The sequence below is a fragment of the Akkermansia sp. UNK.MGS-1 genome (assembly GCF_000980515.1).
GTDB lineage: Bacteria > Verrucomicrobiota > Verrucomicrobiia > Verrucomicrobiales > Akkermansiaceae > Akkermansia > Akkermansia muciniphila.
The window spans coordinates 142,921-167,125 of record NZ_LBCB01000009.1; the positions used below are offsets into that span (position 1 = coordinate 142,921).

Below are 24,205 nucleotides of genomic sequence, written 5' to 3' on the forward strand. Positions count from 1 at the left end.
AAAGACCCGAAGCTTGCCTTTCAGTGGACGCTTAAATCGGCAGAGCAAGGTAATTCCAGTGCCATGGTCAATTTGGGGTATTTTTATGAAGTAGGAGATGGTTCAACCGATCCCAAACGCGTATTTGACAGGTCTTACGGTATCGTACCCAGAGATTACGACAAAGCTGCCGAGTGGTACGAAAAAGCAGCGGTTCAAGGTCATGTTCGTGCGCATTTTTACCTTGCTACAATTTACAGGCTCAAATCAGACGATAAAAAATACATGGAATATCTTGCCAGGGCTGCGAACCTGGGAGATCCGGAAGCTCAATTTGAAATAGCGAACACTTTTCAAAGTATCGGCGATCGTAAATCCGCCGTGACCTGGCTCATGAAAGCAGCCGAGCAAGGATTTACCAGAGCACAAGTTAATCTTGGCTACTGTTATGAAACGGGTGATGGAGTTGCCAAGAACCTTGATAAGGCGGCCGAGTGGTATAATAAAGCTGCCAATTTGGGAAACGGGGAAGCAAAATACTTATTGAATAAACTTCTAGAAAAACATCCGGCTTCCAAAATTCAAAGTGTGGAGAAAAAATGTAATCCTAACTAAAATAGACAGGAGTTTTTGTTTAGGAAAAATTTACGTAAAAAATGAAGAATTTTCTTCCATAGCTTCCGTCCACCAACATCATGAAACGCGTTTTTTCTTACATCATCGGATTATCAGTTTTTTCGACCTTATTATGTGAAGGCGCCGGTATCGTCGCCTGGAAGGATCAAGCTTTCCATGAGGACTCCATGGCCAAAATAGCAACGTACAGCAGGAGAAAGCTGAGTGGAAACAAAGGGATATTCAACGTAAAGGGAAAAGATATCTACCTGCCTGAGAATCTCTATTGGTACATTGATATTCCAATGGGCCTTCCTTCAGAACTCTCTGATTCGGTTCAATATGAGATGCTCCTCAAGCAGAAATATGAGATGGGCGTTTTTCGGAAACGCTTTCCGAAGTCTTCAGCTATTCTCGATCCATGGCTGAAGCGATTGCAGGAATACCAGGACAACTATGATTCCGGAAAGCGTTTTGTCAACGGTGTCTGGATGGGAAAATCAGCCTGTGAGCAACAGCAGGCCGCATTGAGGGAGAAGAGGAACCAACGACGCTTGCAAGAAGAACAGAAGAGAAAAGAGGCAGATAAAAATACTGTTGGGACGGATTCCAGGTCTGCCGGAAGAGAAGAAAAAACCCGGATACCGTACGCGGACGGTTCCTTGAAGGAAATAAGCGGAGGGAGTGTCGAGGGGGCCAGGACAGTCGTCAAAAGATTGGAGCAGAGTAAAAAGTCCTTGGATCCCGCAGGGCGGAATCAGGCGGAGCAGGTCATTCAATCCATCAAACGGCTTTTTACCGCGCAGTCCGCTTACAAAAAGGCCTTGCAGCAGCAAGCCGGAGCCAAGGCCAAAGCGGAACAATATGAACGCCAGGCGGAGAATAACATGAGGCCGAATCCATTGACGGGAGAGCCTAACTCCTATATGGCCAATCGTGCCCGTAAGCAGGCAAGAGAGATTGTCCTGAACGCGGAACATGCTCTTATTAGTGGAAAGAGGGAACTTCTCCAGGCGTTGAAGCAAAGCGATACTCTGGCCTGCACCTTGTATAAGACCATTCCTCAGGACGCGGAGAGTCTGGCTCTTGCCGTTGCGGCGATAGCCGAGTCCTATCATGGAGAGATAGATTTCAGAAGCCGGTTTGAGGAAGTCAGGGATAAAGAGGACAGACGGCAGGAAGAAATTGCCCGTGAACAGGAAGAAAGGGAACAACAGTTAGCTCGTGAGAAGAACAAGGAAGAAAAATTTCAGCAAGCAAGAGCGAGAAAAGAACAGCGTCTGAGAAAAGAGCATATCGCCCGTGAACAGGAGGAAGAACGGGAAAGACAGTTAGTCGCCATGTTGAAAAACAGTTCGGCGGACGCGGAAGTCCTGGCCGCTAGAGTGGAAGATCTGTCCAAAGGAGATTATTATGAACTCATGCTGAATTGCATTTTGAGGGATGATGTTGATTTGTTTGACAAGATTGTTCATTCCGGGAAAGGAGACATCAATTATAAATATCCGGAAAGGGATCACCTTTCATTATTGCAATGTGCCGTCATGTTTGAAAAGCCGGACATAGTTGAAATCCTTTTGGAGAATGGATGCCTGGTGGAAAAGAAAGATTTTTTGCCTATCTTAAAGGCTGTCAAAGATGGAAAGTTTAATGAAAAAATGGAAGAAATCAATAGGTTACGCCAAGCATTTGATCCGGAAATAAACAGATTGGTGAATGAACGCGGTAAAGGTAAAATAAATGAAAATTCTTGGAAATCCGTCGTGGATCAATTCATGTCGGATAATCGTGAATACAAACCATCCCGCGCCGTGTGTGAGCATCCTTTTTTAAAATCACGAACAGCCTGGTTTTATCATCGACTTGCCGAAAGTAATTCAGTCTTCTATAAAAAAGCCTTCAAGTGGTTTTCAAGATCGGCGGCGGCAGGAGTTCAAGGCGATTCATTTATATTAGCCTCTCTCTATTACAAAGGAGAAGGAACACAAAAAGATTTAAAACAGGCATTGTTTTGGATGGAAAAAGCCGCAGCCCAAAGTGATGAGCTTGCTATTAAAGCATTACCCAAAATACGAAAAGAAGCAGAAGAGAACATGGATGCGGTAAAAGCGCCTTCCACACTGTCTCATCCAACAGTTCCGGACAGGCCCGAGGCTCCTGCAACACCTCCCGTCAAGTACATGAGCGATACCGACACCAACAGGATGATATATCGCACCTTGGGTTCTCCTGACCCACGAGCCTTGGAGGGAATTGACGAGAAGAACAGGAACGTCATTCAGACGTCCACGGACCCCGTCGAGATCTCAAAGGCCGCCGAGAAAGCTTACGCCGACAAGGGAACCATTGACCCGGCCATGCGTCAGTACCTGACCAACATGGCCCACTACCGTGCTCTTTCGAATAAAACAGGACAGGGAACAGCCTATCACCCCAGTTTGTCCAGAGCCTTTCCTTCGTTACCTACTGTCATGGAAATGGGAGATGAGGTATGGGCGGAAGAGGTTGATAAAATGATAGGCACTTCACAAGAAACCTATGACCCTAATTTGTCTCTGGCATGCAGGCAACGAGCCAGGGACATTATCGAAGCGAGAAGCCGCATTATGGGTGGTTCCATGGATCGCCCGGAAGATATTTATCGGAGACTTGGCATTTCAGAAGATACGGATCCTGTTTCAGAGGACACGAATTGTAGCCCGCTTTCCGGGATGGCTCTCCCGTTGATTTTTCTGGGGCTCCTGATTGTCATTCCTTTAGGAGTTTTTTGCAGGTTGTGCAGAAAATTGTAACAGCATCACGGATATTAGAACTCAATTTTCAAATCAAAGATGAAAAAATATTTTATTTGCGACGATTCCGGGAATCTGCAAGGCCCCTATTCCGAGCATGTGCTTCAAGTTCTCCATGAAGAGGGTTCCATACGGTCTGATACCCGTATTCGTGAAACCCAGTCTTCTGAATGGGGCACATATTCAGACATTGCGGCAAAAGTTTTGGAGGGCAATCCCCGGAAGGAGGCTGATGAATCCTCCTATCTGATTGCGCTGCCGGATGGAGACACTGAAGGCCCTTACACCAAAGAACAAATGAAAGCCCTGTATCGCAACGGTCGTTTGGCCGGATCCCTTCTTTGCTGCAAGACGGGCGCATCCTCATGGGAAGCGCTTGAAACGTTAATCGGGGAAAATGTTCAACAGACTGCTTCTCCTGAAATCACAGGAGGAAGGAGGGAAGGCTCCCGTTCTTCTTGCTCAAGCGAAGATGACAAGAATTCTCATTTAATGCCGGAAATGCCTCCTGTGCCCAAGACATCGCCTCCATTAGAAGAAACCGCTTCATACGGCAATCCTCCGTTGCAGGATGAAAGAAGTACTCCCTCTGGGCAGAGGTATGACATGAGAGCGTTCTGGACAATGACCATGCTGTATCTTTTGTCCCCGTTGCTGATTATAGTGGCATCAGCAACCTATGCAGGTAATGCCCGGGTTAGCCTAACGGTTATAGGTATAGGAATATTATTCTTTTTGTATACTCAGATTGCATTGCTGATCAATACATGGAGGGCGTGGAAATGCATACAGCCCATTGCCCGGTATGGTCGTCGCGTCCCCTCAGCGGGGCAGGCTGTGGGGCTGTTGTTCGTTCCCGTATTTAATTTATACTGGATGTATGTCTGCTTTGTCGGATTAGCCGACAACGCCTCCTGGCTTGCCCGGGCCTCCCGGCAAACCAGCCTCCGGCTGAAAGCATGGCCGATGTTTGCCTTCGTGCTGTTTTCACAACTCACCTTTGGAGGCAGTATCATTACTGGAGCCCTCCCTGAATTTAGACCATTTTCTGATCTTCTTTCCTGGCTTTGGATCCCATGGCCGATCGCGGTGTTCTGGTACACGGAAAGAATTATTCAGGCATTTCCACGTCCTCAAGAAAGGAAAAAGAAATATTCACAACAAGAAGAGGCAAGATGAAATCTTATTTGATCAAACTGCCGGACGGAACTCAAATGGGGCCGTTTCCATGGGAGAAGATAGATAAACTATATGCTTCCCGAAGAATCAGCGGAGATGATCTGGTATGGACGGAAGGAATGCCGGCATGGCTTCCTCTTCGCGAAGTTCAAAAAAAGAAGGACGAACCGCATTCGCAACAGGCGGGTACATCAGACGCTTCCAGACCGGGGAAGGAGGAAGCGTCTTATTTTCTTTCAGCGGGCGGAGAAAGCCGCAAGGGACCCTATACATTCAAGGAAATAAGCAACTGGTACGCGACCGGACAGCTTTCTCCTGAGGCGTTCCTGTGGAAAGAGGGAATGGCCGAGTGGGTAAGAGTGGGGGAATTTGTCAGCGGCTATCAGGAGGAAAGCTCCTTCTGGGTGGGGGTTTTTGGAATGCTATCATCTCTGACCGGCCTTTCTCCCATAGAAAGATTCAGTTTGAAAAGCATATTCAAAGGGGTATTCCGCCGCAGGACGGCGCAGGAAAGGATAGATTTTTTTACGTCAGGCGGGTCGAAATCTACCCCAGCGCTGGAAGAAATATCTACGGATTGGCCTTCGCCATGGCTCTTCACCCGCATTCTCGCGCTTTCCCTGTTGATATGCATCGGGTGGAGACTCATGTTTGAGGCATTTAATAACGCTCCTGTAGTTTCTGGTGCCGCTTATTTAGGTCTGTTGTTTTCCATAAGTTTTACTGTGCCCTTTTCCATTCTTGTCCTGTTTGCGGAATTTAATGTCAGAAGGAACATCTCGTGGTATTCGATTATCGTCCTGGTGCTAGGTGGAGGGATTTTGTCTTTGATTGTTACAATGATTTTGAACGAGCTTTCCGGTAATCCCAGGGCTGCTTACTGGGCCGGTCCCATTGAAGAAGCCGCAAAACTTGTTGTTGCCATTTTCTTTGCCCGAAAATTCTTTCTGAATGGGCAAATTTTAAATGGCATGTTGTGTGGTGCCGCTGTAGGCGCCGGTTTCGCTGGTTTTGAAACAGCGGGTTATATCGTGAATTCTGAATATACCGGCCCAGGTCCGGATCCATTGGATATAGCGGTAATGAGAGGAATTTTTGCTCCCTTTGGTCATGTTTCCTGGTCGGCAATCATGGCCGGGGCATTCTGGCTTGCGATGAAGAAACAACGGCAGAACAACATTCCCTCCATTCTTCAACCCTCTTTTTGGCGAATTGCCGTTATCCCGATAGGGCTTCACATGTTTTGGAACAGTCCTTTGTTGTATAAGTCGGCATTATTGTATTATGCAAAATGGGGGATATGTGCCGTCATTTGCTGGAGTATGGTCTTTTTACTCCTCAATGCAGGATTAATCCAGGTCAGGCAAGCTAGGGAACATAAAATAGACCTTTAGTATCATGTGCCGATATACTGTGTCCTCGTTATGCGCCGGCGCTGTTTTTGCCAACAGGCCGGGAATGCTGTATTCCTGTAGCGAGGATATTCTTCAAGTGTGGCAATTGAGCAACAGTTATTATCCATCTTTCAAGTTCCTTCCCCAAAAGAGGGCAATGGCTGGTCAAGCTCATCATTCACGGCAGGTGCTGTCTCTGATAACCCTTTTCACGCCATGCCGTATGTTCCTGCCAGGGGAACGCATGTCACCAACAAGGAAAACAACAATGAAAAACAGACCATCCATTACTAAAGAGGAGGATCATAAAAACAAGGAAGTGCCGGACATTTGTCTCAGAGAAACTGCCGCACACTATCATGATGAACTTATCAGGTGCATCGAGCAGGAGTGCGGCCCATCAATTCCCCATGTTCATGATAAGCCCGTCCTTTCGAGAAGGAATAAGGCGCTTGTCTGCTTTCTTTTGTTCATCCTCTTAATGACCGGCGCCATTGTCTGGCATTGCTTTGCAAACCGGGCAGATCGGGATATTTACGAGTATCATGTTACTGAAGAGGTTATTATAGGGTCACAGATAGCAATTTCATAGATCCGTAAGAAAAACAGAAATAATGAATACTAGCCCGGCAATGACTGAAGAGGTGGGTCTCCTATCATGAAAGACAACACCATTTAATAACGCTGGCCTTCCAGTACCAAGATTGCTGTGTTAAAAGAAAACAAAGAGTTGACGGATTTTTGTCATCTTTACCCGTGAGTGGGTGGGCGAAAAGAGATGAGGGAGCAGAGGAAGAAAATAATAAAAATACCATACATTCATAATTATATCATATTTTTTTTGATGAAAATTAAAAATGTATGATATAAAATCAAAAAATATATTTCAAAAATAGCAGATGTAATGGAAAAGGGGGTAAATACGAGCCACCATTCTGTAATTGATATTACTAAGCAAGAGTCTCAAATGTAAGATTTTGAGATAAAAAGCGTTGACGCACCTTTTGTATAATAATGCGTTGATAGTCAACAAAATCTTACCCTAACTCAACATCGATCCAGTACAACATAACCTCATAATATCCTTAAGCTACCTGTTTGTTGGACAAAGTCCAACAAAAATCCAAGTCATAATAGATTTATCCTAAAAGTAACATGAAAATCATAGAAGGTGCATTTGTCTCTGCTGAGACATTATTGAAGAACTAAGGGGCATTTAGGAATGTCTGGAGGTGCTTCTTGCCCGGCAGGCTGCCGAATCCGGTTCGGTCGTCTGGGCAGATCAGGCTACTCTTGCCAAACGTTACGATACGAGTAAATCGACCATTGCAAATTACTGGCAGAAGCCATGAGTTCAAATCATGTCAGGATGATCCGTCCCCATGGGGGAATTCAGAAGCATCATGCCGCTGAATTTGACGCTTTCATGGTGTCTATTTCTCTTTCCTCCTACAAACAAACTAAAAATAAGTGAGAAGAGAAGAAGATATCCCAGGACTTATGAATCAGTAGGCAGTGTTATGCATTCCGGTCAGCGTAGAAATCTTCTTCGGGAACGATGTTCCAAAAACACTCCGCCATCTCTTGATCCACCCCAGACAGATTCATGTAACGGTGCATGATCTGGGTAGAGCTGGAGTGTCCCATTTCCAATTGAAGCCGGGGAATGTCTCGATGAGTAAGGACATGGTAGCTGGCGAAGGTGTGGCGCAAGGCGTCGTTAGGCCATCGTTTCCCATTGGCATCCCATCCCGCTCTATAACGAAGCCCTGCCCATCGGACGGGCCACTGGGGCGGACATATGGAGTTATCCTCCTGACGAGGAGCTATGCGCAACCAAGACTCTAATGCCGCACATATACTTACTTGACGTGTCCCTCCCGTTTTTGAGGCCATACTGCGTACTTTGATGACTTTTGACGGAGTGTCCAAAAAGATGTCATTCCAAGTCAGCCTGGTTACTTCCTGCGGGCGAATTCCGGCAAACGTCATGATCGCAAGTGGAGCCAGGCAACAGGTCAAATCCAATCTTGCACCTTCTACGGTTTTCTTTCTCGTTTTGGGCTGAGCCTTCTCTTCCGGCGATGGTGGACGGCACGCCATAAATAAGGCCTGTATTTCTTCCGGAATCAAGGGATGGATTTCATGTTCCTGAATGGAAATAATGTCAAGGGCTTGAGCCGGATTGTCACGGCACCATTTCCTCTTGATACCGAAGTTGAAGATACTGCTGAGGATTTTCCGTGCATCATTCTTCTGCTTATCAGGTTTGAAGGTTTGGGAGATCATCTGCCGGCAATCTTCCGTCGTGAGCTGAGAGAGCAATGTCACAGCGAAATCCGGGCAGCATTTGCCGATGCGTCCGGTTATGTAGCGGATCTGTGCAAGTGTACTTTCCCGACGCTTCTGAACGTCTTGTTTCACTTCCAGCAGCCTTGATACTGCGTCACAAAAAGGGATGGATTTGCTGTCTCTCTTTTCCTGCTCCAGCCCCATCCGGACAAGCCGTCCGATTTCCGAAACTTCCTGCACCAGTTCCAGCACCGGGGCCATTCCTTTCACAAAACCGAAAACATCCACGCCATAAGGCTCCAGAATGTCCTGCGCCTCCCGGAACAACTGAGCCTCTGCCGCAGAAACCTGGAACACGCTGCTTCCTTCCGCATTCCTTCTCGTTCGCAACTGAGCGGCAAAAGCGTTTCCTTCCCGTTGTGTCGTAAAATAACGATTCTGCCTCTTGCCTGTTTCCGACAACTCCGCCGGTATGGAAACACGGTAGACCGCTTTCCTGTTTTGAGCCTTGCGTTGTTCATCAAGAACGCATCGTATGACGGAAGGTTTGGGCATTGCCTCTTTGTAGCACATTTCCACGACAGGGTCATGCCCTTAATCTCGTCACACCCCGAATAATGACGGATATGAGATGTTCCTGTTAATACAAATCATCTATATTGTCTGTAATTCATTCAGTTAAAATATTCGTTGAGTTTCTAGCAATATCTGCCTAGGTGGAGTATTCCGCAAGTTTATTGTGACAGGAAAAGACGTTAGTGAATTTAGGGGCAGATATGGAAAAGGTAGACGTAACCTACGTTTGACGATGGTGCTCTCCACAATGAAATGGATCGAGCAAAACGCTTGATTTTAATAATTCATCAATATAATTTGTGATGGTCAATTGGTGTAGTGTCTGTACCGACATTGTTTGCTACGGACTAGATGATGAGCCGTTGAAATGGAAGGGGAAATAAAAATCAGGAACGAAATGATATGCCTTGGACTTCAGAACACTCTAAATGGCTGGTCGATACAGGCCAACGATTACACACCGCAGACGGCAAGGAGGTTCATATTTGGGAATTTCGCCATGAAAAAGACGAATTTGTTCTCTCCGCATGGTCTAAGCACTTTCGGAATCACTACTGCTTTGATAGTGAAATTGATTATTGGCGCAAAGGGTATAAGTACTCTCGCGGAGAGTATCTTAACACTATAAAATTCCCGAGTCCCCAAGATCCACCAGGGCCAAGTATTCGTGCTGGCGACTTTGGAGAAGTACTTGTTGCCGATTTTCTTGAATACATACTTAAATATTGGGTTCCACGTACACGCTACGGTGACAAAACCATTCGGAATGAATCTACCAAAGGCAGTGATATAATCGGCTTTCATATCGTCAAGGATGGTAACGCTTCTTCAGAGGATAAGCTTGCAATTTTTGAAGCGAAGGCTCAGTTCTCTACAAAGAAGAATAAGGCAAGGCTTCAAGATGCGGTGGATGGATCAACGAAAGATATCGCTCGAAAGGCTGAGTCTTTGAATGCTATCAAGCAAAGGCTATATGTCCGGAATGAGCTTAATAATGCTGAAAAAATTGAACGCTTCCAAAATGAGGTAGATCACCCATACAAGGAAATTTATGGGGCTGTCGCTCTTTTTGATAATCTGTTTTTTGACGAGCGCTTGGAATCTTTGACCGATTCATCCTATCATCCACATTCAGGTGAACTTTTTTTATTGATTATCAAGGGAGATCAGATGATGGCACTTGTTCACGAACTCTACAGGAGGGCTGCAGATGAGGCCTGAACAGAAATCCCAACTCCTGCTTGGCGTAACCAGGTCAAAGGCTAAGATGTTTGAGTACGGTATCCCGGAAAAGCATCACATCAAAATTACACAAGATCCGGCAAGGCTCTTCACCCTCTCGATTGGCGTGCTGGGCGATCTTGCCGCCGCAATCAACCGGGAGGGACTAGATTCCGATCTCCTTCTGGAGATGAGGGCTAATCTGCTCTTCTCTGCGCGTTTTTTTGACTCTTATATCCAGTCAAAGCTAAACGAAATACTTGATCCATACCTCGTACTTATTGGCTCCGCCTCCTATTACTTGTGCGATCTTCCCGGAAGCGCGTCTGTTTTGGCTAATAGCATTGATAGGGGATGCCCGGATCTGGATGCCGGTGGTTTGGAAAACCTACTGCTCTGGCTGTTGAAGGCCGATTTGGAAACCCATTTTGATGGAACCGAAGGACCATTCGGAAAATCCATCGACGAAATTTCAAAGTGGATTTGCCAGTTTTTCAAGAAAGGATATGGCGAAGCCACTCTTCTAGGTTTGGCCACGAAGTTGAGGAACACTGCCTATCAATTCGGAACACCCAGACAGCTTCTATTTGGCGATGTGATAGCGGCCGTTCTGAGAAAAAAGCTCGAAAACTCTGCATGGCAGGCTTTACCGTCATATTCCGGGTTGTCTCAAGACAAATGGCTCCTTGCACTTCAAAAGGATTCGTTCATCAAGGAACTTTGGCCCGCGCAACATCTTATGGGTAAGGCTAATGTTCTCAAAGGCAAGTCTGCTATCGTTCAAATGCCCACCAGCGCAGGTAAAACGAAGGCAACAGAATTGATCCTGCGAAGTGCATTTTTGGCCGACCGTGTTTCACTGGCCATCATCATCGCTCCGTTCAGGGCACTGTGCCATGAGATTAAGAACAGTCTTGTAGAAGCATTCCATAACGAACCCACTATAGTAGACGAATTATCCGATGTCTTACAGACTGACTTCAAAATTACTGAATTCTTAGGACACCAACAGATCCTTGTAGTAACCCCAGAAAAGCTGATCTACGTCCTTCGACACGCTCCAGATCTGGCGGCCCACGTTGGCCTGCTGGTCTTTGATGAAGGCCACCAATTCGACAGCGGCACCCGAGGAATCACATATGAACTACTCTTAACATCGTTGCGTTTCATGATTCCCAAAGAGACCCAGAAGGTGCTGATTTCTGCGGTCATCAGTAACGCCGAGGCTGTAGGAGAATGGCTGAACGGTGAGCCTAACGTCGTCGAAGGCACAACCCTGATTCCGACGTTCAGATCGGTCGGATTCGTGAGCTGGCTTGATTCGTTGGGAAGAATTGAGTACGTTGACAGTCGTGATGCTGAGCAAAAAGAATTTTTCGTTCCGAGGGTAATTGAAAGTTTCAATCTCAAGAAGAAAAAACGAGAAAGGGGAACACGTTTGTTTCCTGAAAGGACGGATGGTCAGTCTATTGCGCTGTATCTCGGCTTGAAATTAGTGCCAAATGGCAGTATTGCTATTTTTTGTGGAAGGAAATCGACAGCGGCCAAAATCTGTGAAAAAGCCGTCAATATCATTGAGCGCGGTTCACCTTTAGCGTTGCCGTCAGATTTTTCAAACACTCAGGAAGTTGAGCGGCTAGCACGTTTACACGTCGAAAATCTCGGTACTGACTCGCCAGCATCCCAGAGCGCGGCACACGGCATTTTTTCCCATCACGGTAATACTCCGCATGGTATTCGGTTGGCGGTAGAGCATGCTATGCGCAATAACCTTGTCCGATTTGTTGTTTGCACATCCACCTTAGCACAAGGCGTGAATCTTCCAATTCGGTATCTTATTGTAACCAGTATTTACCAAGGAGTGGAACGTATCAAGGTCCGCGATTTCCACAATCTAATTGGCAGAGCAGGTCGAGCTGGAATGCATACTGAAGGCAGCATCCTGTTTGCAGATCCGATGATCTATGACGAGCGAAAGGATCATAAGGATAAATGGAGATGGAATCAGGTGAAAAAACTTCTGGAACCCCGCAATTCTGAGCCATGCATTAGCAATCTTCTATCGATCTTCGATCCTCTCAAGAGTGATAACGGAAAATACATCATCCCCATAGAGATTTTGGATTTTGTTAAAGCCTATATCACCGATTCTGATGGAGTTAACAAACTAGCAGTTGAAATAACGACACGGCATGCAGACAAAGGATGCTCTCGAGATAGTATCGAACAGCAATTTGCATGGAGAATTAGACTCATTTGTGCTGTAGAGAGTTTTCTCTTATCCCATTGGGATGAATCGGAGAATGGCCTTTCGAAAGCCGATGTGATTCGCCTTGCCGAAGGAACGTTGGCTTTCTTCCTTGCAGATAAAGAAAAAAAGGATCATCTCTGTGACTTGTTTCAGCTCCTTGCTGAGAACATCTCGGAAAGAATCACCAATCCAGTTCGCCGTAAAATCTATGGTAGGATGCTTTACGGAATTCAGGAGGCTCAAGCCATTGAGGAATGGGTTCAGTCCAACGCTGACAGTCTACTTTCCATCGTTGACGAAACAGAAGTGCTTGATCTTATTTGGCCATTGCTCATCCGACATATCAATCGTGGTATATTCACCAAGTTCGATAAACAAGAGGTTCTTAAAGAAATCGCGCATGGATGGCTCAGAGGAAAGCCTTTTAGTGAATTCCTGAAAGTCATCCATACGAGGAAAGCCAAGATGATGTGGGGTACCCAACGGAGAGAGTTCAAGATCGATCACGTCGTTGAGGTCTGCGAAGGAGTACTTGCTTATGACGGTGCGCTTGTTGTAAGTGCTGTATGTGAACTCGTCCAAGATGATACCGGAGAGCAGGTTAATCGTCTGAAACTTTTCCAAAAGCGCCTGAAATATGGACTGCCCTCAGAAACTACCATTGCTCTTTATGAGCTCGGCTTTTCGGATCGTGTCATCGTTCAAGACCTCGTTGCATCCTTAAATTTGGCCGCAACCCAAAAGAAGGATATAGTCAAAGAGCTGAAACAAAATAGGGAAGAAGCCAATTTAGCGGTAGAAAAATACCCAAGGTATTTTCAGGAACGAATGAAAGAACTCCTGCAGTAGCAATCTAAATTATCGATCAGGGCTATCTTGCGCCCTAATGTTTTAGTAAGTGCGCGGAGTATACAATAATAGTTGTCAGAGAAAATTCAAGGTTGTACATGCGACTGTAAATGTGGCTTTGGAAGAGCGATTTCGGCTACCAATGGCTACCAAACGTGTTCCGAATTTTGCGAATTCGTGCCTGATTTTGATAATGGCTATAAATTGGAGACCTTGCAATCCGGGTAAAGGAAAACCTCTTAATTCTTTCGAATTAAGAGGTTTATCAATTGGTGCTCGGGAGGGGACTCGAACCCCTACGGTTTATCACCACTAGATCCTTAGTCTAGCGCGTCTACCAATTCCGCCACCTGAGCATGGAGGCCTTAAGGCGGGGAGTTTTTAGCGCAGAGAAATGAAAATATCAAGCTTTTTCTTCTTTTTTATCTTTCCGGGCCCGTTTTTGCGGACAGGTTTTTCTTACCGGACCGGGAGGGAGGTTGTCGAGGGCATGATAGCAGGGCGCAGAGTAACGGCTCCGGTATCATATTTTTCCGAGGGTTTGAAGAGCCAGCCGGGGGTGGTGTTGGCCACCTCAAACCTGGTCGGTTTGAAGATGGGCAGCCTCAGATTGGAATTGGGTTCGTAACCGTATTTGCCCGTGTATTTGCCGTATACCCTGTATTCATAGTTGTTGTCGTAGGCGTAGCGCGGATTTCCGGTGTATTCCGGCAGGCGGTCCGGGGTGCGGCAGGCGCTTTCATCCATGATGACGAGTTGGGCCGTTCTCCAAGTCTGGCCTGGCTGGCGCAGGTATCCCCAGAAGCGCGTTGCCGGTACATGGTAGCGGCGGCCGACGAAGTAGTTTCCCCTGGGTTCGCGGGCTATTTCCGCATTGCGGGCGTTGATGCCGGCAATGTCTTTTTCCAGGGTGTTGCACTGGGTCAAGGCGGGAAGGAGGGCGGCCCCCAGCAGGGAAAGCAGGAGTTTGTTCATGATGACGATGGTGTTTTTTTCTTATTTAAGAGCATTTGAATGGCGGCGGAAGCCGCAAAGAAGCCAAAGGTTCCCGTGATATGGGTGACGGAGCCGAATCCGGCGTCACAACCCATTTTCCCCTGGAATTCCGGATTACGTGTGCAGGAGGTTGTTCCGTCGCAGGTAGGATATACGGGCGTTTCTTGGGAGAAAACGCAGGGGATTTTCAGTTTCCGGGCTTTTTCTCCAAGCGGAAGGGCATAATCTTTTTTCAGCCTGTAGCGTAAGCTGGAGAGCAGGGGATCCCCCCTGGTGCGGGAGAGGTCGTCTATTTCTATCCGGGCGGGATTGATGCGCCCTCCCGCGCCGCCGCAGGTTACCAGCGGTTGCTTGCTGCGGTAACAGGAGGCGATGAGGTGGGCCTTGGGTATCAGGGAGTCGATGGCGTCAATGATGACGTCCGGTTCCGCCGACAGCAGTTTTTCCGCGTTGGAGGCCGTGTAGAAATTGCTGATGGGAATGACTTCCGCTTCCGGGTTGATTTCCCGGATGCGTGTGGCCATGGTTTCCGTTTTGGATTGCCCGATTGTGGACGCCAACGCATGTATTTGCCGGTTGGTGTTGGTAATGCAGAGGTCGTCCATATCCATCAGAATGATAGTGCCTACGCCTGACCGAGCCAGGGCTTCCGCCGCCCAGGAACCTACACCCCCAATGCCGACGACGGCTATGCGGGCGCTTCTGAGAAGAGATAGTCCGCTGTTTCCGTACAGGCGGCCTATACCGCCGAATCTGGCTTCATAGTTCATGACCACGTGTCTGTTCCAGAGTATGGGAGATTAAGGAGAATAAGGGCGCCCGGGTTTCTGTCCGTTGCTTCATCCTGAAAATATGGAGACGCGGGAAATCCTTGGATTCCGGACGCCACAGCCAGCTTCCCGTTATTCCGGGAAGGGGGGGCGGGACGCCGGCAGCTTTTTCCTTCCGCAAGTGTGATGGAGGGCGTCCGTTGAAACAGGTTTTTCTTATAATCCGCATCCTGGCCGCGCTTCACGGGGTTTCCGCCATGTCCGGAACATCCGCAGAGCACCGCCACCGGGCACGGGAAGAGGAATGCTGCTGAAGCATGCATATCAGGAGGCCGGTTTTTCCACGATTTTGCTGATGCGGGCGATGCTGAGCGCCCTGCCTGTGGCTTCATCTATTTGCACGACGGCTCCGCAGAGGCGCACGGGCCAGTTCGCTACGGGGAATTTGGCCGGCATGGAGGTGCGGAAACGCTGGAGAATAGGTTCCCGTTCCCGTCCCAGCACCCCGACGGCGGGGCCGCACATGCCGGCGTCCGTCAGGTAGGCCGTGCCGCGCTCCAGAATGGTTTCATCCGCCGTCTGCACATGGGTATGTGTCCCGACGACGGCAGAAACCAGGCCGTCCAGATTGTAGCCGGTGGAGATTTTTTCACTGGTCGTTTCCGCGTGCATGTCCACAAAGATAACCCGCACGCCTTTTTCTTCCCTGAGTCTTTTGGCTTCCGCTTCCGAGATGAGGAAGGGGTTTTCCAGCGGCGGCTGAATGAATGAGCGCCCCTGAACCTGCATGACGGCTATTTTCCCCTTGGGAGTTTCCACGACTACGCTCCCGTGCCCCGGTGTTCCCTGCGGATAGTTGACGGGACGCAGCACCCGCGGTTCGGATTCCATCCACGGGGCCAGCTCCGCCTGGTCCCAGACATGGTCTCCCGTTGTGATGACATCCACTCCGGCGTGCAGCAGTTCCTGTGCCAGACGGGGCGTGATGCCTCTCCCGGCAGCCGCGTTTTCCCCGTTGACGATGATGAAGTCCGCCCCGTGTTCCCGTTTGAGTTCCGGCAACATGTGCTTCACGGCGGTGCGTCCGGGTTCGCCGACCACATCGCCTATAAAGAGTATGGTAATCATGATTGGGACGGAGCTGGCGCAGATGGCGGTTTTTACTGTTCTTCCCTGGTGACGGGCACTACCAGAACGGGCACGGGGGATTTCCGCATCACGGAGCTTGCGACGCTGCCCAGAAAGACGGTGGAGAGGAAGCCGTGGTTATGCTTGCCCACCACGATCATGTCGATGTGGTGTTTTTCAGCATAATTAATGACTGCTTCGCTGATTTCAAATTCATCTTCCACCGCCTGGATGATCGTGGCGTCCGTCAGCCGGGAGAGTTTTTCCGCCGTTTGTTTCAAATGGTTTTTGGCGATGGAAATAACTTCGTTTTCTTCCGTCTGGTCCATCACGGGAACGGGCACTTCATCCGGCAGAACGCCGGAAACTTCATAGCAAATGCTGGGTTCCACAATGTGGAGCAAATGGATGATGCTGTCGTTGGGGCAGGCCAGTTTGCCGATTTGGTGGATGACGGCGTCCGTGGCGTTGGAGAAATCAATAGCTACCAGAATATTCTTCATATCTTTCTGTATAACATTCCGTACTTTTCCATGCCACAAAAAAACGTGTGCTGCCCCGGCTTTCCCGGGTGTTCCGTTTTAGGCCAGCCCCACGGCGCGGCGCACCCTGTCCAGCACTACAGAGGCCGTCTCGCGCGCCTTGCGGGCGCCTTCTTCCAGCGTCCGGCGCACATAGTCCTGATTGGCTTCCAGTTCCGCCCTGCGTTCGCGAGCGGGCCGGAAGTATTCCCAGTAAGCGTCAAAGAGGCGCTTTTTGAAGTCTCCATAGCCGCATCCCCCGTTCTGGAAATCGCGCACCATGTTTTCATAACCCTGCGCGGAGGCAAAGAGTTTGTAAAGTTGCAGGATGACGGAACCTTCCGTCGGCTTGGGATCTTCCACGGGGGTGGAATCCGTAGGGATTCTCATGATGAGTTTGCGGACAGCTTTTTCCTCTCCGAAAATAGGAAGCGTGTTATTATAGCTTTTACTCATTTTCTGCCCGTCCAGCCCCGGAACAATGGCTGTGCTTTCCGCAATAAGCGCATCCGGAAGTTTGCAGGTGCCTTCTCCGAATTGTTCGTTCATTTTGCCCGCCAGGTCGCGTGTGACTTCCAGATGCTGTTTCTGGTCCTTGCCTACGGGCACCAGGTCGGAGTCATACATCAGGATGTCGGCCGCCATCAGCACGGGGTAGGTGAACAGGGCGTTGCTGGGGGAGAATCCCTTGGCAATTTTATCTTTGTAGGAATGGCAGCGTTCCAGCAGGCCCATCGGACAGACGGTGCTGAGTATCCAGGCCAGTTCATTGACTTCCGGCACGGCGGACTGGCGGAAAAAGACGCATTTTTCGGGATCCAGGCCCACGGCCAGAAAGTCCGTAGCGAGGTTGCTGCAGTTTTCCCTCAGCGTGTTCGCGTCGTGAACGGTGCTCATGGCGTGGTAGTCCGCCAGGAAGTAGAAAGATTCTCCGCTTTCCTGCATGCGGACGGCCGGTTCCATGGCTCCGAAGTAGTTGCCGACATGCAGCTTGCCGCTGGGTTGAAGACCTGTGATGATACGCATTGCGCGCGGGATTTTGCCTGTTCGCGCCCGGCAAGTCAAGAAAGGGGAGAGTCAAAGACAGGAGGGGCCGTCGGCTGGATTTTTTTCCGGCATGTGCCTGCCTCACGAGATGCGTTCAGAAGGGATGCCTCTTCTTATTTATGGAATGTCCGGAAAGGGCCGGTCAGCGTGGAAAAGGATGGGGGTAAAATTACTCTTCCAGCGCCTCCAGTACGTTATGCACACCGTCCGCAAAGCTTGGGTAGAGCGGTTCCCAGCCCAGGGCCAGAAGGCGGGAGCAGGAAATCCTCTGGTTGGAGAAGCCCCGGCGCGCTTCCGCCGGGAGCGGTTCAGGCTGCGGAGCGGGTTTCCCCAGCAAATTGGAAAGGTAGGAGTATATTTCTCCCATTTGCATGGGGGTGCGGTCCGTCAGGTTGTAAATGCCGGCAGGCGGTTCCCGCAGGGTGCAGAGCAGGTGCAGGGCGGCTGCGGCATCGTCCCGGTGGATGTAATTGAGCCATCTGTCCATGGCTCCGGGGAGGGCCGTCCCCTTCGTGACGTACTGGGAGACGAGAACACAGCGGCCCGGCCCGTACAGGGCTCCCAGCCGGACGACCGTGCCTCCCGCTGCCAGGACCGTCTGTTCCGCCTGAATAAGAAGCCCGTTTTTTCCGGAGGAGGGATAGACATTGTGTTCCTCCGTAATCCAGCGTCCGTCCGTGATTCCATAGACGGCGGTACTGGAACAGAAGATGACCGGCGTTCCGGGAAAGGCTTCCAGCGTGTTTCGCGTCCCATTGGCGTAAAGGTTGCGGTAGGCTTCCTCTCCGCCTCCCCTCGTGCTGGCGCACATGACGATGATCTGGGGGGAGGGGATGCGGGCGGCCAGCCCCTGCATGGAGGCCCGGTCTGCAACGTCGGCTTCGTAAATGGCTTTTTGCGGGTCAATATCCGCCGTCAGGGCCGTATGTCCCGCTTTCCGCAGGCTTTCCGCCAGGGCTTTTCCCAGATACCCTGTTCCCAGAATGAGAACGATGCGGGGATTCTTACACAGAAGGCCGGTCATGAGTCATTGCGGAGGTGCTTGAGTTCCATTAGCATTTCAGCGCGGGAAATGTCTTCCGGCCATGTGATTTTGGGATTGGGCTCATGATTATGCACCAGGCGCGTAGGGTGGCCGATGAGCTGCAGGGCGGTGACTTCATCCGTTACCTGGATATTCCGTTCCGTGACTTCCACATAAGCGTCCAGCAGAAGAGGGTATTGGAAGACCTGCGGGGTTTCCATGCACCACAGGCCGTCCCGTTCCACCTGTTCCGGAATCGTAAAGCGTTTTTTATCCGCACGCTTCAGGGTATCCGTTACGGGATGTGCGGAAGCGGCCGCCCCATATTCCCTGGCGGTTTGAATGCAACGGGAAATTTGCTCCACCGTAATGAGCGGGCGGGCTCCATCGTGCACGGCCACGAATTCCGGGGTATAAAGCAGGGCTGCCAGTCCGTTCTGCACGGATTCATGTCGTTCCGCCCCTCCGTCCACACGGGTAACGGGTATTTCCGTTTCCAGGTCTGCGCCGTTAATGGCATGAAAACGTTCTTCCGGGCAGACGACTACGATTTCCGTGATTTCCCGGCAGCTGGCAAAGGCGCGGATGCTGCGTTCCAGCACCTTGACTCCGTGCAGGGGGGCCAGCAGCTTGTCAAATCCGGCGCGCCGGGAGGACCCGGCCGCAACGATGATGGCGGCGCAGCATTTCATGACAGTCTGGCTGACACCATGCGGGCCAGCTCCTTGCCGTTGACTCTGCCGGCCGTGCGTTCCTGCATGAGTTTCATGACCTGCCCCATGTCTTTTTTGGTAGAGGCTCCCGTTTCCTTCATCACGGTTTCCAGAATGGCTGCCGTTTCTTCTGCTGTGAGTTCCGCGGGCATGAACTGTTTGAGGACGGCGATTTCAGCTTCTTCCTTTTCCGCCAGTTCCGGGCGTCCGGCGGAGCGGAATTGCTCCGCAGAGTCCTCACGCTGCTTGATTTGCTTGCGGACTACGGCCAGTTCTTCCGCTTCTTCCAGCAGGGTTCCCAGACCTCCCTTGGCGATGGCCGTGTTCGTGAGGGCCGTCTTGAGGGCGCGCAGGGTATTGAGGGTAACGGTGTCTTTTGCTTTCATGGCGGTTTTCATCCCCTCCATGATTTGGTCGGAAATCTTGTTCATATTTCCATTAACTAAGCGCATCTCCAGATGTACTTCAAGCCGTAAATTGAAAAAGACCGCCAGCGCAGGAAATACCGCGGCGGCCCGGATAAGGGGAATAAAAGCGGAACAGCCGGGTTTATTTTTTTCCGCCAATGGGCATGATGTGGATTTTCTTTTCCGTCATGCCCGGAACCACCATCATGGAGTCATACAGGATAAAGTCCGCCGCTCCTTCAACTGGGCCGGTAGCTACCGGGGCGGAACGCCCCGTCTTCAGATCCAGCCTGCGGACAGCTTCCGGTTTTTTATCTTTGGACCAGTCGCTGTAGTATAGGGCGTTGTCACGGTACACCAGCCCATCGTACTGTCCCCGTTCCTTGGAAAGTTCCGTGACCTCCCGGGAAACGGGGTTGATGGAGAGCAGGCGTCCGCTGGGTTTGCCCTTTTCATCCGTTGCGTATTCGCAGAGGTAAATGACCTTTCTTTCCGGATCCCAGGCCAGGCCGTTCGGCTTGTAGATGGGCTGTTTGGTCACCAGTTCTCCATAAGAGCTGGTATTCGTGTCCACATAGAAAATCTGGTTGGTATCCGTGGAGGAAACCATGAGCCTGCCATTGATGAACGCCAGGTCATTGAGGAATTTCATGCGGGACGGGGACAAGTCCACGTATCCTTCAATAGCGCCGGTCTTGGCGTTTATCTTGAAGACCATGTCCACGTCTGTGCAGTAAAGAAAGCCGTCCTGATACAGTAACCCCTTCGGCGCGTCCAGGGTATCTACGTCCGTGATTTTTTTCGGCTCTGTGGAACCGTGCGGAATGACGCCCAGATAGCCGTCCTTGTCTTTTTCCGTAGGCGTGAGCCTGGAGCCGATGCAGGTGAAATAGATATTGCCCTCGGCATCCGCCGCCACGCTTTCCGGATGTCCGTCAATGGCAATGGTGTTTTTTTCCAGGGCGGGCAGCGGTTCGGCGGGTTCCGGCTGTTTTTTTGCCGGCGGTGCGGCCAGCGCGCTGCACGCCAGGCAGAGAAGGAGTGGTGTCGCTTTCATGGGGTGGTGCGGTATAAGAGTCTTGATCCTTATGACATGGGAGCAATGGAAATGCAAGCCCTGTAGAGGATGATAGGCTGCCGGGCAGAGTCGCGCCCCGTTCGGGCGAACGGGGCGCTTTCCGTGTTAGATGGTTCCAGAATCCAGATTGTTGGGCCGGGGCATGTTTTCCATGCGGATAGAGCGGTTGACCGCGTTCAGGTAGGCGCGGGCGGAGGCCTCAATGACGTCTGTGGAGGCTCCCTTGCCCACAATGGGCTTGGGCTGCCCGAAGTCCACATGAACCGTGACTTCTCCCAGAGCGTCCTTCCCTTCGGAAGCGGCGTTGACGCTGTAGCCTTTCAGCGTGCCTTTGCGCTTAGTGATGCGTTCAATAGCCTTGATGACGGCATCCACGGCGCCGTTGCCTGTAGAGCTGTCTTCAAATTTCTTGCCTTCCTTGAGCAGTCCCACCGTAGCCGTGGGACGCGCGTGGCTGCCCGCCACGAATTGCAGGAAGTCCAGTTCCCATAGGCCGGTGGAGGCATGCAGGGAGTCGTCCACAATGGCGGAAAGATCATCATCATAAACGAATTTTTTGGAGTCGCCCACTTTCTTGAAGCGTTCAAAGACGGTGTTGACTTCCTCTTCCGTGAGGACATGGCCCAGCTGTTCCAGCCTGGATTTGACGGCAGCGCGCCCGGAATGCTTGGTGAGCGGGAGTTCCGTGGCGCCCCAGCCGACCGCCTGCGGGTCCATGACTTCATAGGTTTCCCGGCAGTTGAGGATGCCGTGCTGGTGGATGCCTGAAGAGTGGGCGAAAGCGTTTTCCCCCACGATGGCTTTGGACCGCTGCACCTGCATGCCGCTCATGCGGGCCACGATGCGGGAAGTGCGGACGATTTCCTTCGTGTTGATGTTGTCCGTGACGTCTCCGAATTGCCCGGCGCGGGTGCGCAGGGCCATGATGACTTCTTCCAGAGCCACGTTTCCGGCGCGTTCGCCGATGCCGTTAATGGTTCCTTCCACCTGGCGGGCTCCGGCGCGGACGGCTGCCAGGGAGTTGGCTACGGCCAGCCCAAGGTCATTGTGGCAATGCACGGAGATGACGGCTTTGCCGATGTTCGGCACATTTTCTTTCAGGTGGCGGATGATGCGGTAGAATTCGTCCGGAGTAGTGTAGCCCACAGTATCCGGAATGTTGACGGTCGTGGCGCCGGCGTCGATGACTGTTTCCACGACTTTGGTCAGAAAATCCAGGTCTGTGCGGGAAGCGTCCTCCGGGGAAAATTCCACATCCTGCACGAATTGCTTGGCATAGGATACGCCTTCCGCCGCCATGCGCAGAATTTCGGATTCCGCTTTTTTCAATTTGAACTGCATGTGCAGCTTGCTGGTTGCCAGGAAGATGTGGATGCGGGCGCGTTCCCCGGCGGGTTCCAGGGCCCTGGCCGCCGCTTCAATATCCGCCTTCACGCAGCGGGCCAGCCCTGCGATGCGGCATTTTTTGATTTCGCGGGCGATGGTGTGCACGGCTTCAAAGTCGCCATCGGAGATGCAGGGAAAGCCGGCTTCAATCACGTCCATGCCCAGCCGTTCCATTTGCCGCGCCACTTCCAGCTTTTCGCGTAGGTTCATGGATGCTCCGGGGCATTGTTCTCCATCGCGCAGGGTAGTGTCAAAAAAATAGATTTGATCGGACATAGGTTAATGATGTTAAGCGGTGGCATGATAATGTTTTGCTCCGGTAACGCAAGCCCTACGCGCTGCATGCTTTCACAGAGCGTCCGGGCGGCGGAAGAGAACCGCCGGAGCAAAGAATGACGGAACCTCCCTTTGCCTAAAAGGAGGAGCTTTGTAGGATGGAAGGGTGAAGATCAGATTTTACCTGAATGACCGGGCGGAGCGCGTCATGGCTCTGTGGAGCGAAAGCCGCGGAGAATACCTGGCGGCGGACTCCGTGCTTGCCGAGGTGGATGCCTGCATTTGCGGGGAAACGGGATCCTGCGGGGAGGAAATAAAGCGCATTGCCGCGTTTCTGGATAATACCGCCGCCAAAGCTGTTGACCCTGAATGGACGATTGATACCGCGCTGCCCTGTTCCCCTTCCAAGCTGGTGTGCCTGGGAAAGAGCTATGCAGACCATGCGAAGGAGTTTGACGGGGATTCCGTACAGGAGCCGGCTGTTTTCCTGAAATCGCCTTCCGCCATTACTTCCTGCAGCGATGTCGTTTTGTATCCGCCCGGCTGCGACAAGCTGGATTATGAGATTGAATTGGCCGTAGTGATTAAGGAGGTGCTGAAAAACGCTTCCCCGGAGGAGGCCGCGCGGGCTATCAGCGGCTATACGCTGATGTGCGACTATTCGGAAAGGGCCAACCAGCTGGAACATGGCGGACAGTGGACCAAGGGAAAGAGTTATGACAGCTTTGCCCCAATGGGCCCCACGTTCATTTCCGCTGATGAACTTGGGGACGGAGCCGGCATTCCCCTGGAATTGAAGGTGAACGGGGAAGTGCGCCAAAGCGGCAATACGGACGGCTTGATCTGGCCTGTTCCGCGCCTGATTGCCTATGTTTCCCGGTTCATGACCTTATGGCCCGGAGATGTGGTTTCCACCGGAACTCCGGGAGGCGTGGGGATGGGGATGAAGCCTCCGGTATATTTGAAACCCGGGGATGTAGTGGAATGGGGAAGCCCCGCTTTTGGATTCGCTTCCCAGGCTGTGGTGATTGATGATGAGGGGTAGGGGGACAATTCTCCGGCTCTTCTGAATATGGAGGGTAAGGGAAAGTTTTTTCTCTTACCGCTTCTGCGTATTGTTTCTGTATCCGGAGCGTTGGTTTCCCGTGGAACGGGGCCGCCGGAGCGGGCCGGAGGGCAGATGACGCCTGCGTGCGGGGGCTGGGCGGTATTTTCTCTTGATTACTTCGCCGCGGTTTAGTGAAGTGGCCGCGTGAAAAACGTGGTTTTGTACGTGGTCATGGTGACCGGGCTGACAGCCCTCTTCGTCTGGCTGAAAGGCAGGAATGCGGAACGCGCCCCTGTTCCCGCCGCCATGGTGGTGTCTCCGGAAAGCGGCATGGCGCGCCCTATTGTGCTGGTGGATGTCCGAACTCCGGATGAGTACCGCACGGGACATAAGGAGGGAGCCTTGAATATTCCGGCAGATGAGGTGGAACAACGGGCTCCGCAGCTTCTTCCGGATAAAAACGCCGTGATTCTGCTGTATTGCCGTACGGGCAAGAGGGCGGACAAGGCGCTGGAAACGCTCAGGAAGATGGGATATTCCCATGTGGAAAACCTGCACCGGTTCGAAATGTAACTTTCCGTCCGATTGTTCTGTGCGGGGCTTCCGAGGGACGCCGGGCGTGCCGTTTCCTGGTTCGGTCAGGAAACGGCACGGGTACGGATT

The 24,205-nt window shown here is 51.0% G+C and carries 20 protein-coding genes and 1 tRNA gene; 9 read left to right on the top strand and 12 right to left on the bottom strand.

The window, feature by feature from the left end; translation table 11 throughout:
- From WW58_RS13120 to WW58_RS05810, 5 genes are all read left to right on the top strand, one after another.
- The coding region (locus WW58_RS13120) for a tetratricopeptide repeat protein (RefSeq protein ID WP_288143413.1) at window positions 1-594 on the top strand (594 nt) is incomplete at its 5' end.
- 80 nt (window positions 595-674) lie between these two features.
- Window positions 675-3,386, top strand: a complete 2,712-nt coding sequence (locus WW58_RS05795) for a tetratricopeptide repeat protein (RefSeq protein WP_046436073.1) — start codon at window positions 675-677, stop codon at window positions 3,384-3,386.
- A 39-nt stretch (window positions 3,387-3,425) separates the two neighbouring features.
- Window positions 3,426-4,565, top strand: coding sequence for a GYF domain-containing protein (locus WW58_RS13125; protein ID WP_146023958.1), 1,140 nt, complete (start codon window positions 3,426-3,428; stop codon window positions 4,563-4,565).
- Window positions 4,463-5,959 carry a GYF domain-containing protein gene (locus WW58_RS05805; protein ID WP_146023959.1) on the top strand — a complete coding sequence of 499 codons (1,497 nt, stop codon included), beginning with the start codon at window positions 4,463-4,465 and terminating at the stop codon, window positions 5,957-5,959. The genes WW58_RS13125 and WW58_RS05805 overlap by 103 nt, the downstream gene beginning before the upstream one ends.
- Before the next feature lie 268 nt (window positions 5,960-6,227).
- A complete protein-coding gene (locus WW58_RS05810) occupies window positions 6,228-6,551 on the top strand; it encodes a hypothetical protein (RefSeq protein ID WP_046436078.1) in 324 nt (107 codons plus the stop codon).
- A 926-nt stretch (window positions 6,552-7,477) separates the two neighbouring features.
- Here WW58_RS05810 and WW58_RS05815 read toward each other — a convergent pair.
- On the bottom strand, window positions 7,478-8,539 hold the full coding sequence (locus WW58_RS05815; RefSeq protein ID WP_162000117.1) for a tyrosine-type recombinase/integrase: 1,062 nt from the start codon (window positions 8,537-8,539) through the stop codon (window positions 7,478-7,480).
- A gap of 690 nt (window positions 8,540-9,229) precedes the next feature.
- Between WW58_RS05815 and WW58_RS05820 the strand changes: the two genes are divergently transcribed.
- A complete protein-coding gene (locus tag WW58_RS05820) occupies window positions 9,230-10,048 on the top strand; it encodes a Hachiman antiphage defense system protein HamA (RefSeq protein WP_046436082.1) in 819 nt (272 codons plus the stop codon).
- Complete coding sequence (locus WW58_RS05825; RefSeq protein WP_046436084.1) at window positions 10,038-13,148, top strand: DEAD/DEAH box helicase; 3,111 nt, start codon at window positions 10,038-10,040, stop codon at window positions 13,146-13,148. Before WW58_RS05820 ends, WW58_RS05825 begins: the two co-directional genes overlap by 11 nt.
- A 270-nt stretch (window positions 13,149-13,418) precedes the next feature.
- On the opposite strand, the gene WW58_RS05830 is transcribed toward WW58_RS05825, so the two are convergent.
- The 11 genes from WW58_RS05830 to WW58_RS05885 all read right to left on the bottom strand — a co-directional run bounded on the left by WW58_RS05830 (window position 13,419) and on the right by WW58_RS05885 (window position 22,494).
- A tRNA-Leu gene (locus tag WW58_RS05830) sits at window positions 13,419-13,504 on the bottom strand.
- A gap of 103 nt (window positions 13,505-13,607) precedes the next feature.
- A complete protein-coding gene (locus tag WW58_RS05835) occupies window positions 13,608-14,123 on the bottom strand; it encodes a hypothetical protein (protein WP_046436086.1) in 516 nt (171 codons plus the stop codon).
- Window positions 14,120-14,914 (bottom strand): tRNA cyclic N6-threonylcarbamoyladenosine(37) synthase TcdA, encoded by a 795-nt coding sequence (tcdA, locus tag WW58_RS05840; RefSeq protein WP_046436087.1) that lies wholly within the window; start codon window positions 14,912-14,914, stop codon window positions 14,120-14,122. Before tcdA ends, WW58_RS05835 begins: the two co-directional genes overlap by 4 nt.
- A 324-nt stretch (window positions 14,915-15,238) precedes the next feature.
- The gene (locus WW58_RS05850) at window positions 15,239-16,042 is read right to left on the bottom strand and encodes a TIGR00282 family metallophosphoesterase (protein ID WP_031929972.1); all 804 of its coding nucleotides are present in this window, start codon (window positions 16,040-16,042) and stop codon (window positions 15,239-15,241) included.
- Between the two features lie 32 nt (window positions 16,043-16,074).
- Entirely contained in the window at window positions 16,075-16,545 is a 471-nt protein-coding gene (locus WW58_RS05855) for a universal stress protein (RefSeq protein WP_012419131.1), read from the bottom strand.
- A gap of 78 nt (window positions 16,546-16,623) precedes the next feature.
- A complete protein-coding gene (gene trpS / locus WW58_RS05860; RefSeq protein WP_046436091.1) occupies window positions 16,624-17,589 on the bottom strand; it encodes a tryptophan--tRNA ligase in 966 nt (321 codons plus the stop codon).
- A 190-nt stretch (window positions 17,590-17,779) separates the two neighbouring features.
- Window positions 17,780-18,634, bottom strand: coding sequence for an NAD-dependent epimerase/dehydratase family protein (locus WW58_RS13130; RefSeq protein ID WP_102758813.1), 855 nt, complete (start codon window positions 18,632-18,634; stop codon window positions 17,780-17,782).
- Entirely contained in the window at window positions 18,631-19,326 is a 696-nt protein-coding gene (gene ispD, locus WW58_RS05870) for a 2-C-methyl-D-erythritol 4-phosphate cytidylyltransferase (RefSeq protein ID WP_046436092.1), read from the bottom strand. The genes WW58_RS13130 and ispD overlap by 4 nt, the downstream gene beginning before the upstream one ends.
- Complete coding sequence (locus WW58_RS05875; protein WP_022198625.1) at window positions 19,323-19,778, bottom strand: GatB/YqeY domain-containing protein; 456 nt, start codon at window positions 19,776-19,778, stop codon at window positions 19,323-19,325. Before WW58_RS05875 ends, ispD begins: the two co-directional genes overlap by 4 nt.
- A 118-nt stretch (window positions 19,779-19,896) precedes the next feature.
- Window positions 19,897-20,811: an SMP-30/gluconolactonase/LRE family protein gene (locus WW58_RS05880; RefSeq protein ID WP_046436094.1), complete on the bottom strand. Its 915-nt coding sequence runs from the start codon at window positions 20,809-20,811 to the stop codon at window positions 19,897-19,899.
- Between the two features lie 126 nt (window positions 20,812-20,937).
- Window positions 20,938-22,494, bottom strand: coding sequence for a 2-isopropylmalate synthase (locus WW58_RS05885; RefSeq protein WP_046436096.1), 1,557 nt, complete (start codon window positions 22,492-22,494; stop codon window positions 20,938-20,940).
- 166 nt (window positions 22,495-22,660) lie between these two features.
- On the opposite strand from WW58_RS05885, the gene WW58_RS05890 reads away from it, so the two are divergent.
- Both WW58_RS05890 and WW58_RS05895 read left to right on the top strand, forming a co-directional pair.
- Window positions 22,661-23,539: a fumarylacetoacetate hydrolase family protein gene (locus tag WW58_RS05890; protein ID WP_102728002.1), complete on the top strand. Its 879-nt coding sequence runs from the start codon at window positions 22,661-22,663 to the stop codon at window positions 23,537-23,539.
- A gap of 207 nt (window positions 23,540-23,746) precedes the next feature.
- Complete coding sequence (locus WW58_RS05895; protein ID WP_205596323.1) at window positions 23,747-24,115, top strand: rhodanese-like domain-containing protein; 369 nt, start codon at window positions 23,747-23,749, stop codon at window positions 24,113-24,115.
- Window positions 24,116-24,205 lie beyond the last annotated feature (90 nt).

What these genes read in the sequence shown, in the direction of transcription:
- WW58_RS05810 (WP_046436078.1), top strand. Translation starts at nt 6,228, where the DNA reads ATGAAAAACAGACCATCCATTACTAAAGAGGAGGATCATAAAAACAAG.
- WW58_RS05850 (WP_031929972.1), bottom strand. Translation starts at nt 16,042, where the DNA reads ATGATTACCATACTCTTTATAGGCGATGTGGTCGGCGAACCCGGACGC.
- WW58_RS05795 (WP_046436073.1), top strand. Translation starts at nt 675, where the DNA reads ATGAAACGCGTTTTTTCTTACATCATCGGATTATCAGTTTTTTCGACC.
- WW58_RS05820 (WP_046436082.1), top strand. Translation starts at nt 9,230, where the DNA reads ATGCCTTGGACTTCAGAACACTCTAAATGGCTGGTCGATACAGGCCAA.
- WW58_RS05885 (WP_046436096.1), bottom strand. Translation starts at nt 22,494, where the DNA reads ATGTCCGATCAAATCTATTTTTTTGACACTACCCTGCGCGATGGAGAA.
- WW58_RS05855 (WP_012419131.1), bottom strand. Translation starts at nt 16,545, where the DNA reads ATGAAGAATATTCTGGTAGCTATTGATTTCTCCAACGCCACGGACGCC.
- WW58_RS13125 (WP_146023958.1), top strand. Translation starts at nt 3,426, where the DNA reads ATGAAAAAATATTTTATTTGCGACGATTCCGGGAATCTGCAAGGCCCC.
- WW58_RS13130 (WP_102758813.1), bottom strand. Translation starts at nt 18,634, where the DNA reads ATGACCGGCCTTCTGTGTAAGAATCCCCGCATCGTTCTCATTCTGGGA.
- WW58_RS05805 (WP_146023959.1), top strand. Translation starts at nt 4,463, where the DNA reads ATGGCCGATCGCGGTGTTCTGGTACACGGAAAGAATTATTCAGGCATT.
- trpS (WP_046436091.1), bottom strand. Translation starts at nt 17,589, where the DNA reads ATGCGTATCATCACAGGTCTTCAACCCAGCGGCAAGCTGCATGTCGGC.
- WW58_RS05875 (WP_022198625.1), bottom strand. Translation starts at nt 19,778, where the DNA reads ATGAACAAGATTTCCGACCAAATCATGGAGGGGATGAAAACCGCCATG.
- WW58_RS05835 (WP_046436086.1), bottom strand. Translation starts at nt 14,123, where the DNA reads ATGAACAAACTCCTGCTTTCCCTGCTGGGGGCCGCCCTCCTTCCCGCC.
- tcdA (WP_046436087.1), bottom strand. Translation starts at nt 14,914, where the DNA reads ATGAACTATGAAGCCAGATTCGGCGGTATAGGCCGCCTGTACGGAAAC.
- WW58_RS05825 (WP_046436084.1), top strand. Translation starts at nt 10,038, where the DNA reads ATGAGGCCTGAACAGAAATCCCAACTCCTGCTTGGCGTAACCAGGTCA.
- ispD (WP_046436092.1), bottom strand. Translation starts at nt 19,326, where the DNA reads ATGAAATGCTGCGCCGCCATCATCGTTGCGGCCGGGTCCTCCCGGCGC.
- WW58_RS05880 (WP_046436094.1), bottom strand. Translation starts at nt 20,811, where the DNA reads ATGAAAGCGACACCACTCCTTCTCTGCCTGGCGTGCAGCGCGCTGGCC.